This is a genomic window from Chitinophaga flava (assembly GCF_003308995.1).
GTDB lineage: Bacteria > Bacteroidota > Bacteroidia > Chitinophagales > Chitinophagaceae > Chitinophaga > Chitinophaga flava.
The window spans coordinates 297,867-315,918 of the sequence record NZ_QFFJ01000003.1 but is presented as its reverse complement, the minus strand read 5'-3'; the positions used below and the strand labels follow the sequence as shown (position 1 = coordinate 315,918).

The 18,052-nt window shown below is 43.3% G+C and carries 11 protein-coding genes; 7 read left to right on the top strand and 4 right to left on the bottom strand.

What is annotated here, in order from left to right:
- Both DF182_RS31930 and DF182_RS31925 read right to left on the bottom strand, forming a co-directional pair.
- Entirely contained in the window at positions 1 to 4,407 is a 4,407-nt protein-coding gene (locus tag DF182_RS31930; RefSeq protein ID WP_113619963.1) for a DUF6443 domain-containing protein, read from the bottom strand.
- Between the two features lie 19 nt (positions 4,408 to 4,426).
- On the bottom strand, positions 4,427 to 8,251 hold the full coding sequence (locus DF182_RS31925; RefSeq protein ID WP_113619962.1) for a hypothetical protein: 3,825 nt from the start codon (positions 8,249 to 8,251) through the stop codon (positions 4,427 to 4,429).
- Between the two features lie 495 nt (positions 8,252 to 8,746).
- On the opposite strand from DF182_RS31925, the gene DF182_RS32950 reads away from it, so the two are divergent.
- A complete protein-coding gene (locus tag DF182_RS32950; protein WP_211327335.1) occupies positions 8,747 to 9,088 on the top strand; it encodes an alpha/beta fold hydrolase in 342 nt (113 codons plus the stop codon).
- A 212-nt stretch (positions 9,089 to 9,300) separates the two neighbouring features.
- On the opposite strand, the gene DF182_RS31915 is transcribed toward DF182_RS32950, so the two are convergent.
- Entirely contained in the window at positions 9,301 to 11,019 is a 1,719-nt protein-coding gene (locus DF182_RS31915; RefSeq protein ID WP_147243615.1) for a CocE/NonD family hydrolase, read from the bottom strand.
- Positions 11,020 to 11,090: 71 nt separating this feature from the next.
- Entirely contained in the window at positions 11,091 to 11,852 is a 762-nt protein-coding gene (locus DF182_RS31910) for an MBL fold metallo-hydrolase (RefSeq protein WP_113619960.1), read from the bottom strand.
- A gap of 221 nt (positions 11,853 to 12,073) precedes the next feature.
- Here DF182_RS31910 and DF182_RS31905 point away from each other — a divergent pair, with 221 nt between their 5' ends.
- From DF182_RS31905 to DF182_RS31880, 6 genes are all read left to right on the top strand, one after another.
- Complete coding sequence (locus DF182_RS31905; RefSeq protein ID WP_113619959.1) at positions 12,074 to 12,808, top strand: hypothetical protein; 735 nt, start codon at positions 12,074 to 12,076, stop codon at positions 12,806 to 12,808.
- A gap of 321 nt (positions 12,809 to 13,129) precedes the next feature.
- A complete protein-coding gene (locus DF182_RS31900) occupies positions 13,130 to 14,065 on the top strand; it encodes an Omp28-related outer membrane protein (RefSeq protein WP_113619958.1) in 936 nt (311 codons plus the stop codon).
- Positions 14,066 to 14,170: 105 nt separating this feature from the next.
- Positions 14,171 to 14,695 (top strand): TlpA family protein disulfide reductase, encoded by a 525-nt coding sequence (locus DF182_RS31895; protein ID WP_113619957.1) that lies wholly within the window; start codon positions 14,171 to 14,173, stop codon positions 14,693 to 14,695.
- Entirely contained in the window at positions 14,692 to 16,293 is a 1,602-nt protein-coding gene (locus DF182_RS31890; RefSeq protein ID WP_113619956.1) for a DUF6029 family protein, read from the top strand. The genes DF182_RS31895 and DF182_RS31890 overlap by 4 nt, the downstream gene beginning before the upstream one ends.
- Positions 16,294 to 16,338: 45 nt before the next feature.
- Positions 16,339 to 16,932, top strand: coding sequence for an RNA polymerase sigma factor (locus DF182_RS31885; protein ID WP_113619955.1), 594 nt, complete (start codon positions 16,339 to 16,341; stop codon positions 16,930 to 16,932).
- A 6-nt stretch (positions 16,933 to 16,938) separates the two neighbouring features.
- Complete coding sequence (locus tag DF182_RS31880) at positions 16,939 to 17,964, top strand: FecR family protein (RefSeq protein WP_113619954.1); 1,026 nt, start codon at positions 16,939 to 16,941, stop codon at positions 17,962 to 17,964.
- Positions 17,965 to 18,052 lie beyond the last annotated feature (88 nt).

Below are 18,052 nucleotides of genomic sequence, written 5' to 3'. Positions count from 1 at the left end.
TTATTTGCTTGAATGTTGCCAACCTTTCTTTACCATTCTGCCGGTATATTCCATTTCCCCAAACCAGGGCGCAGGGCCATATTCCACTTTGAACAGTAATATCATTGCTGCATTCCATTTATTATAATGTCCTTGTTGCAATGCTCCTGCTAATCTCATATAGGTGTCAAAGCTTATATTCCCGGCGTATCCCCCAAACATAGTGATTTCCCTGCCATTATAGCCGGCAAGGTAGTTCCCTGCTGATCTTGCCGATGCATATTTTCCGTTCAACAGCTTGCCGGTCATGATTCCATGTGGTGCATAGTTAACATCATTCTTGAGGTCTAGTGGCTGGTTAAGTTTAGACCGCTGCCCAACTACAACTAAGTTGCCATAACTTTTTGCCAGTTCGTGTTTATCCTTGATGGCTTTGTCCCAGGACTCTCCAAACATAATCCTGCCTTTCGCCTCATAGGTATCGGGGTCTATAAACTCATCCCAGTACTCTGTTGTTCCCATTTTTGTACCGCCACCATCGGTAGACTTTGTTTCCTGCCTTTTGGTGCGCACCTCATCTGCGGTAGTCGCATCATCATGTTTATAAACGCCCAGGTCTCCATCGTTAAAAACAGCCAGTACCTTTCCCAATGAATCGGTATGGGTAGACTTCACTTCCCGGCCATCCGGATCAATCATTCCCACCGGATTATTAAAGACATAGTTATAGGGCGTATACTGCTGATACATTTCAGACAATGGATCTATCATATTCCATCTTCCCAGTTGTACATCATACATGCGGGCACCATAATCATACCACTCCATCCCATTGCCATCACTGAATTCCTTGTTCTGCAGCTCTTTCCCATTATACTTCATTCTGTTTTCGGGATAGTTCTTTCCTTTCAGGGCGTTGCTGCTGATACCGGCCATAGTCAGCCCAAACGGGTAATAATGTGTTTCTTCTATCACTTTACCCGTTGTTTGCGTCACCACAACGTTATCAAAAAATACATCCTGAGCGCTTTCATTGCTGGTATAAACATACAGGAAACCGCTCTTCTTAACCGGCATTGGGTTTACAGCCAAGGTCTGGAGCTGGTCCGGTTCTCCCTTCACCTGTTTCAGGCCGCTGTTGTCCTCTACCAGCTTCAGCTGATCATCGAATAGTACGAAATTCAGGTAAGCCTTAGGTTTGTCGGCTTTGTTTTCATCCGGACTTTTTTCCTTTAATCTTCTGTAATCATGATTATAGAAGTTGGTATTGAAGAGTGATTGATTGTTTACTGCACCCGCAGTATGTTCAGCTGAAGATATATTATTTCCTCCGAATGCCTGTATGAGGTCAGCAAGCATATTTTCGGGAGTAGCATCGGAGGGCCGCTTCTGATTGGGGCCCTGCGATTTATAAAACGCATGGGCGCCGATCCGGACAGTGTCGCCTGCCATCACACGCAGTACAATAGCAGGACCAATTTTCTTTCCACCATCTTTGGCATTTAGCCGGGCTACAGATTCGTTTTTGGTATTGTTGCTGCCTGCGGGATAACCAACCGGCTTTGGAACACGGGTGACATCAATATTGCTGAATAAGGCATTTTCGCGGGCAGCTGCAGGAACTTCCATGGTAGCAGCATAGGTAGATATATCATTTTCTTCAGTGAGTACCAGGCGGGTATTACCCAGATGATCTTTCACGAAATAATCATACACATAAGCCGGAGGGTTACCTGTCTTATATTTCAGCCGTACACGGCCTTCTTCATGACCCAGGAACTTAAGCGTATCGTTCTGGTATAAGGAACTACCTATATAGCTGGTGGTGATAGTTTGGACAGGTGTTGTTGTTTTATCTGTCACTATCTTCTGTACCTTATTTCCCAGGGCATCATACTGATAAATGATGTCGCCTTTACCACTGGTAATTACTGCCGGGAGATTCAGGTGATTATACCTGATGGATGAAATATCCTTGTTCAGGTCTTTTTTAAGGTTGCCGTTCAGATCATACTCGTAATCATTTCCGTTTTTATTACCGTCCTTGAAATCACCGAGTTGAGATGCAACGGGGCTATCATCCTTTACCAGCAACAGTTTATTGCTATTGTCTTCGTATTTGTATGTCAGTTGATCCAGCATGACAGGGGACGCAATGCCATCCATTCCTCTCTGGGCCATTCTCATAATATTACCATTGGCATCATAGGCGATTTCTTCTACCGTGAAATCCATTTTATCCTTTGTCCAATTTCCACCTGCTACATTCTGTTGTGAGAAATCTCCTCTGGTAAGCCTGTTTGTTTTGTCGTAACTATAACCGTAAGCTCTTACCAGCGGGTCATTCCAGCCTTTCCAGCGGACACCGGCGATATTGCCGTTATAGGTATGGTTGCTGAAACCGAAATCATAAACAAGCTCCTGGCCGAAGTGAGACAGACTACTACTGCCATTCAAATAGTCTTTGTTGATACTCTTCATCCAGCCACGGATATTGTACTCGTAAGTCAGCTGCTCAATAGCCTGACCATTGGCTTTTACACCAAGGGCTTTTGTTTTGAGCTGTCCCAGTTCATCATAATCACTCGCTGCAATTATCCTTTCCAGTGCAGGATCATCATTTATTTTTTTCTTCACACTCACGGGCCTTCCGGCAGCATCGTAGCTGAGCATCGTCAGCACGTTGGTTTGTGGGGTAGCACCACTGCGTGGATTGGTATGACGAAGAAAGGTGCTGAGTACTTTTCCGCTAAAATCATATAAAGTGCTGAGTGTCTCCTTTCCACCGGCAATATTATCACTGACAGTCTGCACGGATCTTCCTTTATCGTTATAAAAGAAGGTAGTGGTCAGCCACTGATCGGTGTCCAGTATCCTTACTTTTGTTCCGGTTATATTTCCCTGTGTCATATTACCAGGTAAAGCATCCGGTTCAGCGTACGGGTTGTCGCCAGCCTGGAGCTTGTTGAAGTCCGCAGTGGTTACCGGGTGCGCTCCGGTGAAATTGTATTTATCATAGAAAGTGTAGGTTAGGGGTGTGAGGTCCTGCTGCGGGATGTTGGGCAAGGGATTTGAGACGGGTATGTTAACTGTTCCGCCAGTCAGAGATGGGTTAATATAAGCTTCCATCTCACTAGCGGCTTCAAAGCCATTATCCAGTGTTATTGCATTCGTAGCTACATAAGTATTGCGGTCATGAACAGCAACAACGAGGTCTTTTATTCCAGGTACCTGATAGGATGTATTTGCATCGGCGAGTGGGCTGTTCATGGTGTTCTGCAAAGCATCCTTAGTAGCAGCAGACTTGTATAAGGCTGTTTCTCTTGGTCTGTTAAGACCGTCATAGAATGTCATTAACCATCTGCCATCATTTTTCATATTTCCATCACGGAAAAGGGCCAGCCGGTCGCGAATATCATATACCATCTCTATTAATTCGGCGCCGGGGATCTTCCTCTCAGTCAGCCGTTTTTTTCCATCGTACCGGTACTGAAAACATAATCCGGCTGCTATTAAGGAAAAATTCCAGGTGTCTGTGATCTTTTCAACTGCCAGCGGTGGAATGACAAAGCGGAGGTTATTAAGTTCATCATACACGTAATAGGTACACAGCCATCCCATGTGTGCCGTACCGGGGTTGTCAGACAGTTGCACTTTCTTTAATACGGGATAACCATCCTTGTTCTCGTATTCAATCACCTGGTTGCCCATTTCGTCAGTGGTCACATTTTTGTAGAGCTGCCCCGGAGCATATATAGCATTGGTAACAGCATTATTCCCGGATATGTTCCATATTCTGACAGAATCATTGACTGCGTTTGCCATGTACTGTTTTCTTATGGGCCGGTCCCCGCCGGTTTTCGCCCAGCTGTTGCCTGCTGCATAGGTATTCATCACTCTGTTCAGAGGAGAAGCTTCATACGCTATCTGACTATAAAAAACACTTTCATTTTTCATTCCCGGATTTACCACATTATTCTGGTAAAAGGACTGCTGGTCATTAAAGGGATTTGCTTTAAATCTACCGTCGCTGGTATTACCTGTCTGGGGCACATAAGGAAGGTATTTGTATTGTTCTCTTCCCAGTTCATCATAAACAACAGGAGCCACCAGATCCTTCCCTGTACTGCTGACACCTTTGAGTACTGTCTGCAACTGCCGGCCTAGTCCATCAAAATATTGTGTGTGCTGTGCAACGGCTTTTATATCGGTGGTGCTGCCCACCAGCGCATTATCGCTGGTGGGCATATTGGGCTCCCGTGTACGGATAAAATTTATAACAGTATTTCCGTAACCCGGAGGCAGGGGAGAAGCGGTTGCAGTGGGCTGCTTTGACCCATCCGGTGCCTGGGCGGAAATCTCCGGCAGGTTTAATATCAGGCAAGCAGCAAGTGCAACCTGTTTTAATACAAAAGAGGTCTTCTTCATAATGGTACAGGGTATGACGTTATTCTGTTACTGGCCGCTGGTATTGGTATTCAAACTGTTTAACGATCTTGCCATTCTGATCTTTAATCAGCTTTAATCTGCCAAGGCCATCGTATTCATAATATACAGTCTGTTTGTTGGGGCCGGTTTCACTTGTCATGCCAAACAAAGGATGATAGGTATATGTGGTTACCAATGCATCCGGTAAGGCAGTACGGATATTATTCAATTCATCTCTGAGTCTTTGATCATTGGGAGGATTGTCCAATATCGCCTGCGATACATATTGTTTAACTGTATTATAATCGGCGCCGATAATTTTCGCGACAGGCTGCTGATTTTTATATCCCCACAAGTACACTGTTTTTACATCGTTGACTTTTCCATATTCAAGAACGTTTCCTGCATTGTATTTGTAAAATGAGTGTATTGGGTTGTATCTGTCATCAATGGTAGCTGCTGTAGCTGTAATGGATGCGGCCTTAAAGTCGGTAAGTCCTGAAGCAATGTTAAGCTCATGAACAATATCCGGCAAAGGCTGATCTGGTTTAAACAGCACATAAGTTCCTTTGGTTACTCTGCTATTGCTTCCATCTTCATTAGACAGACGTGTTATCTTCTCTACTACAGGAGTTACGATGAATTTTTCCTGCAACAGGCTGATACCCTTTGACGCAGGGGTGGTTGCAGCACCGCTGATAGTATAATCCAGCGGATATTTCATCGTTACGGAAATATTCTCATTTTTGGAGTTTCGTTGTTCGATCCTGGTAGTTTGGGCATGTACGGGATTGTCGTAAAAATATTTTGTGGAGTTTACGATAGGCTCAAATCCTTCATGATATTCTGTTACCTTTTTCTCGGCCAGATAATTCCAGGCAGCTATTATATCGTATCTGCCATATAACAGATGCGATCCTTTCACATAAAGTACATCAGGAGGATAACCAACGGGTCTGAATTCTTTCCAGAATTCATCTTCCAGTGGGAATCTGGATATCTTCAGACCGGAAATAACCTTGCGGTTATTGTTGTCTGCAACATCATTATACTTATACTCCACTTTCATAACTAAGTTATTCTGGTTGTCATAAGTTAATTCCTGTTGTACCAGTCCACGTTTCCAGTCCATACTATTCTTTTGCGGATATGGAAAATAGTTTTCAAACCGATCTATTGCGGTTCTGGTAATAAACCTCCAGTCGTATAGGTACCTGGGATCTCCAAACTTATCAGGGCAACTATTATCCGGATAGGTTTGAGGGAACCATACATACCCGAATACCCCGGCATTCGGGTCGGGATAGTCTGCTGCAGATGTAAAGGTGGTAACTTTCCTGCCCTGCGGAATTCCTGTACAGTTATTATCCAGGCAGGATATTTCCTGTACTTCCCGATAACTGATAAAGCTGCCATGACTTTGCCCCAACGCAAATTTTGAACCGGAGGTAAGTGAAATCAATTTGGTTTTTATATCAAATGTTTCCATGGCAAACACATTTAACCTTACATCTGTTTGACCCAATGGTACCCATCCTTTTTTGGTGTAAAAATCATAATAAATAGGAACGTCAATCAGTACTCCGCTCGAAACAAGATTTTTCGATTCAGACATCCGGTAAACAAACTGTTTTATAACCGGTTTGGTATCATTAGGGCCTGTATTACTGGTGATACGTTTGATGCGAAGACCGCTGCTCGTACCATTATAAGCTTCTACTTCGTTTGTTCTGTAACTGAAAGAAGCATTAATATATGATTCCATACGGGGAGACTGATTGGGAGGGCAACCCGGAACTTCGCCACAACGTTCCGGCGGGCAGTCTATCGTTCTGGCATATACTTCATAAGTATGTCCGGCTTCTAACCTCACATTATTGAAATACCATACATTGGTTCCCTGCCGGAAGGTAGCTCCACCATTCTTAATGGCTTCATCAATTATCGGATCCTGGCTCAGTCCCGAAAACCCATATACTTCAATCAATAACTTCCCGGTGGTAACATCTTTAAAATATGCATAAGGCGCTCCGCATTTACAACATTTGTTATCATTTCCATCCAGTCTGACAGCAAGCGAAAGATCAAAAGGCACAAGGGTATTCTGCGGCTGCAGGTCCGCAGGTATAGACTGTTTCGGGGTAAAACTTTTCTTAACGTAACAAGTATTACCATCTATAGTAGGCGGGTTATTGGGATCATGACAAGCAGCCAGCACATTATTCGAAATAGTGACGACTTTATACACCTTGTTGGGTAATTCATAGTCATGTGGTTCATACTCAAAAACAGTATTGCCGCCGGTCGGATATTTGATAGCAGTCAGTATACCGGTTTTGGCGTAGCCAAAATCCGCACTTCTGTCAGCCCCATTGAACTCGAAGTTTTTCAGACCGGTATTGAACTGCACACATCCGGCAGGATACTCTTTACACTCAACAACAGGGCAGCTTCTGCAAGACCTGTCGAAGTATCCAATAAATGTTTCATTAGTATATCCTTTAACGATAGATGGAACAAGTATGGGGTGATCAAACTGATCTTTATTTCTTTTTCCGTTAAAAAATCCCCAATGGTCCTGACTACTGGAGTTTTTTGCAGGAAGTGTAAAGGCGGCATCATAGGTGAATTCATAAGGAGCTGCCTTGTCGATTCCATTTGCAGCGGTTTCTACTATGGAGTTTAGCCGTAACCGTTTGGTTAAGTATGTTTCCGGAGCGCCGGCTGTTTTAAAATAATCGGTATTGAATACAAACGATTTCACCGGATTACCGGCAGCATCTGCAATTTCGATTCTGCCTAGCACCCTGGCCGCTGGTTGCCCATTCATTACATCTTCTCTGTCTTTATCTGTAATAAATGAAACACTACCATCTGAATAAATAATCCTTTTCAGTCGCTTACCTTTTATATCACTCAGGGTACTTGAATTATCCGGTGTTTTCACTATTGGCGCCATCTGTAACTCGTAATACACGAATTGTGAGATGCCTGAATTAACCTGATAATTTTCATCACTATACTCAAAGGATACTTTCCGTCCATTAGGCGACTCTATTTCCTTTAAATACCAGGAAGAATAATGTGACATGACAAGGTCTTTGTTTTTCTCTGATATACCCCAGTCGTAATAGGGATAAACAACAGAATAGGCTTGTGTATACTCACTACAGTCGTCGCCACCAAATTTATACCTGGTACCATCAGTTGTTGTAATCACCCAATCCACTTTGGAGAGCCTTTCGATTTTCAGCTTCTGATAAGGTATGGTATATGGTATGCCATTCTGATCAAAAACAAACTGGCCGGACAAACCATTAAAATTAAAATAGTAGGAGTCTGGCTCGCCGTCATACAGGCCTCTGCCTACCAGACGTGCAAACTTTGTACCCTCCCAGGCTTCACATGGAGTAACACCTATTTTATCCGGATTTAGCAACAGATCTGGTATTTTCGGATAGGCTGCTATCAGATAGGCTTCATCGTCCGGTTTTCCTCTTACTGATCTTGTGATAACGCCACCAGCATTCAAAGCCCAGCCCAGTCCTATCCAGCTTGCGTCTTCTTCTACCTTAACTCCTCCGCTATGGTAAGCCGCAGAAATATTCAGGTTGATATCTCCTTCTTTTACGGTCCATATGGGTATGGATATATCAGGTACACCTGTGTATAGGCTCACTGGTATTTCGCCGAACTTCCCAAGCGAAGCAGCGGTAGGGGATGGAGCTACCGGTTGTGGTATGTACTCGCCGCTGCCCGGCTCTTTTGTAGACTGGGCCTGCAGACCGGCAGGCAAAACGCAACAGTACACTGCTATCAATGCACTGAGGATACAATATTTCATAGGTATTGTTTAATAACAGAATATCTTTTAAGGGTATAACTTACAGACCATCATTCACGTCAGACTGTGTGAACCAATTTATATTTATTATAAACAGGGGTTTAAGTCAACAAGCTACAGCGGAAAAAAAAGAATAGGCATAAGTTATTTAATTATCCAGTATGTGTTTATACCATACATGAAGCCCAATGTAATACTGTAGTGTTAACTCAATGTTAAGTGTTATGATGCAATACTATTTGCCTTTAATAGAGCGACAGGACAGTGTATCAACGGGTTAAAAATAACTTATCCAGCTATAGCGTACGCCTGACTACTTACCTTAAATCTTAATGTAGATTATTGGCGACAGATAGCTAAAGGCCGAGTTTTGTTCAATAAATGAGAACGTGTTGAAGGGCCTGTGAGTACGTCATATGTTAGCTTGATTGATTCCCATCCCTTCAGCAAAACTGTGTTCTGAATTATTATTCAACATCAATTAAACTCAAAAAAATGAACAGGATTACAGTAAAAGACGGCACCGAAATTTATTACAAAGACTGGGGAACAGGTCAACCATTGGTTTTCCATCATGGCTGGCCATTGTCAAGCGATGACTGGGATGCTCAGATGATTTTTTTCCTGAACCAGGGTTTCAGAGTCATTGCTTTCGACCGCAGAGGGCATGGAAGGTCCAGCCAGACAGGAATAGGGCATGATATGGACACTTATGCATTTATCAGCCAATTGTCGTACCTTCAATATGCTGATATCATTACCAGCCACGCTATCAACTCCTTCCACCCCAAAGAACTTAAATGGTACTTTTTGAATTTTCACCGGGTCAGCAATTGAAGGGTTATGTCCGGACGCATAGAATTGTATATTTTCAATTCGATAGCTCCCAACAAACATTTTGCAAACCTTATCCGCCCAAAGCTGAGCATTGCCTGACCTTTTGTCCGAGAGATTGGGGTGGGGCCTCCGTTACAATTTTAAAAACGTATAAATGAATAATAGCTTGCCGCCGCTGTCAACGAAGAGAGCGGCGGCAAGTTGTTGAGGGGCTATTTTAAAATATGGAATTTGAGATAGCTGTCATCATACCATTTTATTTTCAAAGGATCTTTGGCGTCACTCATATCTTCCTCACTTACGTTTTTTCCGGTGCCGTAATTAATTTGCCAGTAGGGGGTTTTGTTGACCCCGATTACGGCAACAATCCTGCTGCCTTTGCTGAGTTGTTTGCTTATAGCATATGTGTTGTTAATTTTCAGGGTTTCTTTTTTATCAGGTTGTAGCAATTGCCTTTGGCTCCTGCTTTTTGCGTAGCTGGCTCTTTGTACCGTTGAGCTAAATGCCACATATTTTCCATTGGGTAGTTGCTCGTATAGTTCTATTCGGATATCCACATCTTTTTTATTGATGCTGAAATTCAGGTTGGCTTCATAACTTCCGCTGATGGCAAAAGGTGTTTCAACAGGCTCGCTGGCAAATATCAATTGTTCAGGAAGCAGAGAAAGACTATCAAGAACCAGGGTGGGGAAATTTATGATGTCATCACCGGATTGTTTAATAGATGCTCTGTTTTTGAAATTGATGGTTTGTTGTATAAATTGTGTGTGGGCCGGTTTTGTTTTTTGCAAATTTCCATTGCTCAGAAATAATTCCAGCGAATCATTGTACATTTCATTGAGTGATGCCACATGCTTCCATTCATTCTTTCCCAAAATTTCAAAGTTCACTTTATTACTGAGCAGAGCGGGCTTGCTACTGTCTTTTAGAATATAATCAAACCATTTATAAACGAGGTTGCCGCCCAAAATTGCAGCGCTGTCAATAGGTAATCCGGCCAATGTATCTATGCCGCCACTCTGAGCGTGGCCATGGTCGTAAGGGCCTATTACCAGATAATGGTTAGCATTTTTATTATGCAGCAAATGTTGTTTATAGTAGTACATGGCGCCTAGCTGATCGTCATCCCAGTAACCGGTAATACTCAGGACAGGAATATTGATATTGGCAAAATCCTTTCCTTGTGGCGTCATTTTTTTCCAGTATTCATCATAGTCCGGATGCTGCAGCCAACGTTGAAACAGAGGATGCTTTGCGCCTTCTATACTATCGAGTGAAGAGAATTTTGCGCCACTTTGATACCATTTTAAAAAAACATTGTTCCATCTGGCAGAGTCTGTGAAAACGCCATAATTAGTAAGTTTATGATCGCTCACTAAATGCAGCCAGCGCAGCATATAACTTAGAGGAACACCATTTTGAAACGGAAAGTCAACACCCGGAGCAACAGCGACTGCCGGTACAATGGTTTTTAATGCAGGGTGCAAATGTTTGGCAGTAGCCCATTGTGTAAAGCCGAGGTAACTTCCGGAGAGCATGCCCACTTTCCCATTGCACCAGGGTTGTTTGCTAATCCAGTCAATAATATAATACCCGTCTTCGGCTTCATGCTCAAAGGGTTCCAGGGCATCGGTGCTGCAGTATTTACCACGTGCGTTAACTTCAATAACAACATATCCTTTGCCGGCAAGGCTTTTGCGGGATTCGTATTTCCTGGCGGAGGTGTCGGCATAAATATTATATATCAGCAGACATGGCTGCTGTATATTGGTATCTTTTCTGATCACCAGCGCGCACACATTGCCGCCGCTGGGGAGTGTTAATGAAATGCTGTCCTGAACGATATACTTTTCGTGATAGTCTTTCGTTTGTGCAGAAGTTGCCTGATAACTCAGGATTGCTATCAGTAAGAATGGAATTAAGTATTTCATTTTGGGTGATTTTATTTCGTAGAATACTTTGGCGCTGGAATTATTGAACAAACAAGCCCTCCAATTACTATTTATCGAAGAAAAAATTCTCCGTTATCAGGTACGAAGCATTGCCCCTCCAGTCCTGCATTACGGAGGGCAGCTCTCACCTCATTCCTATCTTCTCTGCTATGATTAACGGCTTCCAGGTGTACAACGTATACCCTTGCATCCGGCGCATATCTGCATACTTCCAGGATGTCTTTTATATCCATGACAATAGGATCGCCTGTCTCAAATCGTGCGGCTCCTCCGTTGACCACAATCACGTGTGGCTGGTAACGGTCCAGTGCCAGCTTCACCTCATCACACCATATTGTATCACCGGCTATATAAAGACGATGTCCTCCATGCTCCAGTACATAACCGGATACAATACCCATTCGGATACCGATCTCACCGGTACCATGTTGTCCGCCGGTACGGGATATTGAAATGCCTTCCCAGTTCAGGGACTCTTCTATCACTGTTATATTCGTAAAACCGGTTTCCTTTAATTTGTCGGCGTCGGCGGGCTGGCACAAGATAAGCATGTCTTTTGGAAGCCGTTCCTGCGCCACCAGGTCCCAATGGTCTCTGTGAAGGTGTGTCAGCAGCACCGCATCCACCTGCGATAATAATGTATCCAGGGCTTCTGCGTCAATAGGAAGATCTACTGTAGGATTTCGTATTTCATTACCGGTTCCTGCAACAGCAGGATATGCCCCCCGGGGCGCAAGCATAGGATCAATAAGGATCTGTTTATTATTAATTGTCAACCATTGTGTGGCATTCCGAAGCAATTGTAAGATCATCGGTCTTAGTTTTATACAAAGTTGACCACCGGATACGACATTTCCAAGAAAGCCGGCATTGTTATTCCTAACGGAGCCGGGTATACGGAATTCAACCGTCAAAAGTGAAGACTGCATAGGCTCCTTTCTTTTCTTGTTCCAAAAATTATATCTCCCTTATTAGATTAATACTACATTTAATATTTAAATGTAATGGTTAATAAACACAAACTAAGTGTTCTATGTTCAAGAAGGTAATCCCCGTTATTGGCCTCATTGCCCTCGGTATTGTAGCGTGCTCCAAATCTGATAGTTCCAATCCGACATCCGTTGTTCCTGGTAATGGGTCTGGTAATGGTCCTGGAAATAATCCGGGAAGTGGAAATGCTAATACCCCCTATGGTAGTATTGCCGGAGATACTATCGCGCTCACTATCAAAGGTGATAGCAGTTATTTCCCTTATACAACAGGTATGAAATTATCCTATCAGATAAAAGAGATCTGGTACCCTTATAAAACGACCGATTTCACTATACAACGTGTTCGTGATATCGTAACAGATACGGCCAGATATGTTATTCTACAGGATAATTCCAGTGGAAAGGATTCTCTGCTTTACTATCAGTTTAAACAGGGTACCTACCTTCAGTTTGAAAACGCCACCAGCGTGCCCAAAAACACTTCACGGATCTGGAAATGGATAGATGATAAAGTAGATAGCTGGACCGAAGAGAAAGTGGAAAATGGTGTTACGACTACTATCTCCAGAAAAATTACCGGCAGAAAGGAAACGGTCAGAGTAGGTAACAAAGTATTCCAGAACGTATTGCGGGTAGAAGTAGAGCGCAGATCGAGAAGTGATGCTTCTCAAGGTATCTCCACCTGGGTTTCCTATTATGCTCCAGGCATCGGGCTGATACAGGAAGCCGCTCTGAACGATACCATAAAATTAACAGCTATCAGTTTACCTAAATAATACTGACAGATAAGATAATTGGTAGTAAAGGTTACTGGTCAAATAGTTTTAACACTATTTGGCCAGTTTTATTTTCAGGCTGAAATCCTTTCCCAACAAGGATATTACATTCGCACCCATCTCTCCCCAAAAAAATCTTCAAAAAAAAAATTATTCCGGTGGGTAAAAACAGCTAGCGGCTGTATATACTTATTAATAACGACCCGGAAGATTACCCTACTGCAGCCGTATTGGCATGCAGGAGGAGACTGTTTGCCCGATAGATCACTATTAAAAACGAATCCAGTTAAAACCCAGGTATTTAAACCAAAAAAGTACTCTATGCAATCAAAATCCATCCAAGCCTTATCAGCTATTTCGCTGATATTAGGTATCATGTTCATCACCTCCTGCTCCAAAAAGGATAATGCCAACGGTCCTGGCGGAGGCGGAGACACTACCAAACCCGGTATTGAAACCGGCGCCCCTGAAACGTATACCAAAAAAGTTGTAGTAGAAGAATTTACAGGCACCTGGTGTGGCTGGTGTCCGCGTATGCCCATCCTGCTGGAGAAGCTGCACAAAAAATATCCGAATCTGATTGTAACAGCCCTTCATGCTTCTGACACCTTTGATGTTGGAAAGGATATAAGATCAGCTATTGAACAAAAACTGAACGTACAAGGCTATCCTACCAGCAAACTGGAAAGGGTCGCTGATCTTGACTGGTATGATAACAGTAACAATATCAATTTCGTCCAGGCAGATTCCCTGGTCAATACGTTCATGAAAAAGAAAGCGGTATTGGGTATAGCTATCAACAGCGCTGTCAAGGGAAATACACTTGATATCACCGTAAAAGTAGGTATGGGCCAGGCCCTGAACATTGCGAAAGCAAAGATCGTGGTGTATATCCTGGAAAGTGGACTGACAGGCCCGCGCCAGGCCAACTATTATTCCGATCCTCAGGTGATCAATGATTATAAAAATGATCCGGATCTTGGCCCCCTGACACTACTGCCACATTACATCACCGGGTACACGTATAACCATGTGATAAGGAAAGTGCTGACAGATGCAAAGGGCGATGAAATACCCGCTGCTTATAAGGCTAAAGGCGCTATTTATTCAAAGGATTACAGCGTTGATATCAGCAAATACAAAACGGCCAATTGCCAGCTCATTGCGCTGGTATATGGACAGGATGATGAAGGCAAGCTGGTTGACACCTACAACACACAGGTAGTAGTAGCCGGACAGTCCCAGAAATTCGATTAACAACATACTTGTATCTGTATTCTCACCTTATATCCGGAATGCTCCGGTAACCATCGTCAGTGACGATACTATGGTTGCCGGAGTATTTGAATTAAAACAAACAACATGGGAAAAAAAACGGTATCGATCTATATAATGATGGTAGTACTGTCACTCTTTTGGTTGTCAGCTGCCATGGCGCAGGATAATAAAAGTCAGCAAAAACTGCCCAATGTGTCTGTGAAAGATCTGGAAGGAAAGCTGGTACAGGTCGGTTCCTTCTCCAACAACGGCAAACCGATGATCATCAGCTTCTGGGCCACCTGGTGCAAACCCTGTATATCCGAACTGGAAACAATCGCGGATGATTATGATAACTGGAAAAAAACATCCGGTGTAAAACTGATCGCTATTTCCATTGATGATGCCAGGACAAGTAGCGGCATAAAGTCACTGGTTGCCTCACGGGGATGGCAGTACGAAGTATATAATGATTATAACAAAGATCTGTACCGGGCGCTGGGTATCGCCAATGTACCCTATACGGTTATACTCAATGGCGACGGGACGGTGGTGGAAAGGCATGCCGGGTATAATCCGGGAGATGAATATCATTTATTGGAAGCAGTGAAAAAAATAGCAGGATTATGAAGAAACTGATATTTATTGTCATCACGATAACAGGAATCAGCAAAGGTTTATCAGCACAGGAAATACCCGGGAAACTCAGCGGGGGACTGGAATCAAACAATCAGTATTATGTAGATGATAAAGCAACGCAGGCACAGGCTCCCCGTGATAAAATTGCAACCAATAGTTACTTTACCCTTAATTACACACTTAAAAATTTTTATGCCGGTATACAGCTGGAAGCTTATCTGCCGGTGTTAATGGGATATCCGGAAGGCTTGAAAGGTTCGAAGCTTACGCATCGGTTTGCCGGATACAGAACAGATAAAATAGATATTACCGCCGGTAATTTTTATGAGCAATATGGTAATGGACTGATCTTCCGTTCTTATGAAGAGCGGCAGCTGGGCATCGATAATATAATGGACGGCGTCAATGTACGTTTTACTCCGCTGAAAAGTATCCGCCTCAAAGTATCCTATGGCTCACAGCGGGTGCTGATGGAAAACGGGGAAGGCATCTTCAGAGGAGCAGATCTGGAGCTGGATCCGCTGGACCTGCTGAAAGTAAAACATAGCTGGGGCCTGACAATAGGAGGTAGTGTGGTGAACCGTTATCAGAAATATACCGGCCCCGATGAAACTTTTCCTCCGGGAGTAAATGCGTATTCAGCCAGGCTTGGACTCACACATCCGCATTACGATCTGAATGTGGAATATGTAAGTAAAAGCGCTGATCCAACAGATCTCAATAAAAATATCTTTAGAAAAGGATCTGTATTGTATATCAACCAGACCATCACCACCAATAAGGATCTGAGTATGGATATTGCTTTCCGCCGGGTGGAAAGTATGGACTTCAGGACAGACAGAACACAGAAGGATAACATTGCTTTGGTGAATTATCTGCCTGCATTAACAAAACTCTATACCTATGCTTTGCCTAATCTGTATCCCTATGGAGCACAGTCAATGGGAGAGATAGGAGGGAAGGCAGATATCTATTATCATCTGAAAAGAGGAAGTGCATTAGGTGGCCATTATGGTACCAAACTTTCGCTGACGGCTTCTCTGTATCGTAATCTGGATACTGTCCGGTTAAAATCCAAAGAAGGGTTTGAATCTGCGTTCTGGCGGTTTGGGCCTACGGAATTATACCGTGATCTGAATTTCAGCATGGAAAGAAGATGGTCGCCGCTGATGAAAACAATTTTTTCCTACATCAATCTGAACTGCAACCAGGGCTATATACAAGGGCCCGGATATGGAATGGTAAATGCCAATATTGCCATTGCGGATGTGTTGCTGAACTTAAACAGGAAAAATGCGTTGCGCGTGGAATTACAACATCTGTGGACAACAGATGATGAAAAAAACTGGGCTGCTGCATTGCTGGAGTATAGCTATGTTCCGGGCTGGTCATTCTTTGTAAGTGATATGTCGAACTACCAATCAAAGAAGATTCATTATTTCAGTGTAGGTGGTGCCTGTAATTATAAAGCAGCGCGTGTGTCACTGAGTTATGGCAGACAACGTGCGGGGTTATTGTGTGTGGGCGGTATTTGCAGAATGGTGCCGGCATACAGCGGTGCAAGTCTGTCTTTTTCCTATAATTTCTAAATAAATTATTTTGATTATATATTAGAAAAGAATTATTTTAAATGAATGGAGAACAATGAGCTCAGCGAAGATCAGGGGCGTTGGCTTGCTTTACAGACGGGCGATAAGGAGGCATTGGCATATTTCTTCAATACATTCATGGGAAGCCTCTATAACTACGGTTTAAAGTTTACTCAGGATGAAGATGTTATTGAAGATACGATACAGGATCTCTTTATCCGTTTGTGGGATACCAGAAAAAGACTTTCACTGCCAGCTTCTGTCAGGAATTATTTATTCAAGGCATTCCGCAACCTGCTTTTCAGAAAGCTTTCCAGGGCAGAAAAAACGTCAAGGTATGCATCACAATATATCTTCCTGGATATAGAATATTCTGCAGAAACAAATCATATCAATGCAGAGCTGCAAATAGCCAGGGATAAGCGTTTGGAAACTGCCCTGCAAAAGCTTCCTGTTCGTCAGAAAGAAGCCATTTATCTACGGTTCTATGAAAATGCATCTTATGAAGAGATCGCACAGATTATGGGCACTACCGTCAAGGCTTGTTATAAAAATGTTTTCAGGGCGTTAAGTTGTCTGCGCGAAACACTTATCACCGTGATCACTTATCTTTTCTTTCGCTTGTTTTTCCTGAATTAAACGTGTATGAAGCAACATCAAACGGTGGAGAGTTATTTAGCGTATGAGGCGGATGATTTCCTTGCTGATGAATACTTCCAGGAATGGGTGAAGTATAATCATCCGGAAACAGCCATGTTCTGGCAACGGCTGCAGGAACAGCATCCGGAAAAAAAGGAGGCCATACAGGACGCATTTGAGCTGCTTAACCGCATGCGGTTTAAAACGCATATCCCTGATGAAAGCCGTACCAGGCGCATCTGGGAAAACATAGACACCCATACCCGGAAAGATAACATCCGTGGTATCAATCAGTACTATAAAAAAATGCTGGCCGCCGCCAGTATATTATTATTGCTGGCCCTGGGTTTCTGGCAATGGAGAAAAACGCCCTTCATATATCAGCATACCGGCAGTGGAGAAGTTACCCGTGTGTCATTGCCTGATCATTCTGAAGTAGTGCTCAATGCCAATTCACAGCTAAAATATGCGGGCAACTTCGGTACCCAAAGTAAAAGAGAGCTGTGGATAGAAGGAGAAGCTTTTTTCGCCGTAGCACACGTTACAGATGAGAATGGTGTATTACGCCCTTTCGTAGTGCATAGCGCTGACCTGGATGTTTGGGTAACTGGCACTGCCTTCAATGTATATGCCCGTCACGAGCTAACCCGCGTGGTACTGAACCATGGCAGCGTTACGGTGCAGTTTAAGGATAACCGCCAAGCCGCCAGGAAACTGCAGCCAGGCCAGATGCTGGAATATGGAGGAACGCAAAAGGAATTGTTGCTGCAGCCTGTAGACACCCTGCTGCATACTGCCTGGAGACAGCAACGTTTCATTTTTGCCAATACCACTTTAAAAGAAGCCGCGCTGATCATAGAAGATTATTTCGGATGTAAGGTCGTTTTCAAGGATCAGGAACTGGCTTCCTATCGTATTACTGCTGAGATAAACGCTCCCAGTATTGCTATGATGGATACCTTATTGTCTAAAGCCCTGAATATCCGGGTCACAAAAGAAGGGAATATGCTCATACTGCAAAAAAGACCATAAGGTAATCACCCGCCAGCATAAATATTAGATTTCCTGCGTTTACTCGTATAACATTTACAGGTAACAACCAGCCTTTAATGTTAAATAA